The 1,810-nt window shown below is 62.6% G+C and carries 3 protein-coding genes and 1 other RNA gene; 1 reads left to right on the top strand and 3 read right to left on the bottom strand.

Translation table 11 applies throughout. The features are described 5' to 3' along the window. Nucleotides 1-576: PLP-dependent transferase (locus EN964_RS33355; protein ID WP_206528801.1), on the top strand; the 576-nt coding region annotated here is incomplete at its 5' end. 9 nt (nt 577-585) lie between these two features. Here the strand turns inward: EN964_RS33355 and EN964_RS33350 are convergent. The 3 genes from EN964_RS33350 to rnpB form a co-directional block, all read right to left on the bottom strand. Further along, entirely contained in the window at nt 586-888 is a 303-nt protein-coding gene (locus EN964_RS33350) for a type II toxin-antitoxin system RelE/ParE family toxin (protein WP_127271465.1), read from the bottom strand. Then, a complete protein-coding gene (locus EN964_RS33345; protein ID WP_027034949.1) occupies nt 885-1,160 on the bottom strand; it encodes a type II toxin-antitoxin system ParD family antitoxin in 276 nt (91 codons plus the stop codon). Before EN964_RS33345 ends, EN964_RS33350 begins: the two co-directional genes overlap by 4 nt. 174 nt (nt 1,161-1,334) lie before the next feature. After that, an RNA gene (gene rnpB, locus EN964_RS33340) (RNase P RNA component class A) lies at nt 1,335-1,744 on the bottom strand. Nucleotides 1,745-1,810 lie beyond the last annotated feature (66 nt).

The following is a 1,810-nucleotide window of genomic DNA, read 5'->3' as shown; positions in this document are numbered from 1 at the left end:
CGGCCGCTCGACCATGGCGCCGATATCGTCGTTGCCGCCGACACCAAGGCACCCAACGGCCATTCAGATGTGCTGTTCGGCCATGTCGCCAGCCGCAATGCCGAGATCATCGCCGCCGTGACCGGCTGGCGCGAAGTTTCCGGCAGCATTCCCGGACCATTCGAAGCCTGGCTGGTGCATCGCGGCCTGGAGACACTGGATGTGCGCTTCGATCGCATGTGTTCCTCGGCGGAAGTCATCGCGCGGCGGCTGCAGGGCCACCGGGCAATCAGCGGCCTGCGTTATCCCGGACTGGAAGGCGATCCGTCGCACAACCTTGCCCGTGCCCAGATGGAGCGCTTCGGCTTTCTGATCTCTTTCGAGCTCGCCTCGGAGGACAAGGCCGAGGATTTCATCAACAATTGCGCCTTGATGCAGGCCGCGACATCCTTCGGCGGCGTCCACACCTCCGCCGAGCGGCGCTTGAAGCGAGGCGATGCCGTTGCCGCCGGCTTCGTTCGCCTCTCGGTCGGCTGCGAGCCGGTGGAAGAGCTCTGGAAGGCAATCGAGACGTCGCTGGACAAGATCGGCGGCTAACCGGACCGATCACGGGCCGAGATCGTCGGCTTCTATGTTGCGATAGCCGTGCAGTACACGAATGATCTCGATCGCGTCGTCACCTACACGATACAAGGTGAGATAGTCGCCAACGAGCAGATGACGGACGCCGGGCGCGATGTCATCGCGCGGCGCGCCGGAGAAGGGATAGGTCTCCAGTTGCTGCCACCGTGCCTCGATGCGATCGAGCAACCTATCCGCTGCGACCTCGCTATCGCGTGCAACATGAAGCCAGATCGCGATCAAATCGTCTTCTGCGCGCGCGTTCCGGGCGATGAATAGCGAATTCATGCTGCGTCGTCAGATCGCAAGCGCCTCCGCGCCTCGGCCTTGATTTCATCCATCGACGCAAATCGTCCCGGCCCGCTGTCTATCCCTTCCTGCACCAGCTTGCGCAACTCATCGAGCGTATAGCCGAAGAGATCGCGCCGATCCTTCCATTGCCGCAGCGCATCGCGGATCACTTCGCTGGCGGAGGCATATTCGCCGGCGGCGACGACATCATCCACCGCCTGCGCCAGTTCCGGCGACAGCGTGATGCTGCGTTTGTCGACCTGTCCCATGAGAGGCTCCCGATACCATTTCCCGATCATGGTACGATTTAATCGCACCGGTTTCAAGCAATGGCCGACTCTCGCTCGCACGGATGAACGGCCGGGCAGGCTTGAATCAACAGGCGCGCCCGAGGGCGCAACCTGCTGAATTCAAGAGACTTCTCTTGATATCGGGGGAGAGAAATTGCCAGCTGGCCTGTAAGCCGGGTTCTGTATGGCCCCCGCCCCTTGCGGGGCGAGAACGTGGCGGCCATTCATCTTGGGCGCATGTTGCCATGCGCCTCACGCAACCTACCCGGACGGTGAGCCGGAAACAGCCCTCGAGGGTTTCCCCTCGCACCGTCCCTATTCGGTCTTGCTCCCGGTGGGGTTTACCGTGCCGCTCCTGTTGCCAGTCGCGCGGTGGGCTCTTACCCCACCCTTTCACCCTTACCCCGAATCCGGCAAGCCGGATCGTGGCGGTTTGCTTTCTGTGGCACTTTCCCTGGGGTCGCCCCCGCCGGCCATTAACCGGCACCGTGTTTCCATGGAGCCCGGACTTTCCTCACCCACGACCTTTCGGCGTTTGCGGGTGCGGCCGCCCAGCCAGCTGGCAGAGCGTATAAAGGGGTTCGCGCCCGAAAACGCAAACGAAAAAGCAGACTTATGCGGGCGATCCC

Origin of the sequence: Mesorhizobium sp. M7A.F.Ca.CA.001.10.2.1, assembly GCF_003998575.1 — a bacterium.
Classification (GTDB): domain Bacteria; phylum Pseudomonadota; class Alphaproteobacteria; order Rhizobiales; family Rhizobiaceae; genus Mesorhizobium.
Note: the sequence above shows the minus strand (reverse complement) of the source record. Positions and strands in the feature narration are given on the sequence as shown.

Bases quoted from the DNA above. Each gene is read 5' to 3' on its own strand.
- EN964_RS33350 (WP_127271465.1), bottom strand. From the start codon at position 888: ATGAATTCGCTATTCATCGCCCGGAACGCGCGCGCAGAAGACGATTTG.
- EN964_RS33345 (WP_027034949.1), bottom strand. From the start codon at position 1,160: ATGGGACAGGTCGACAAACGCAGCATCACGCTGTCGCCGGAACTGGCG.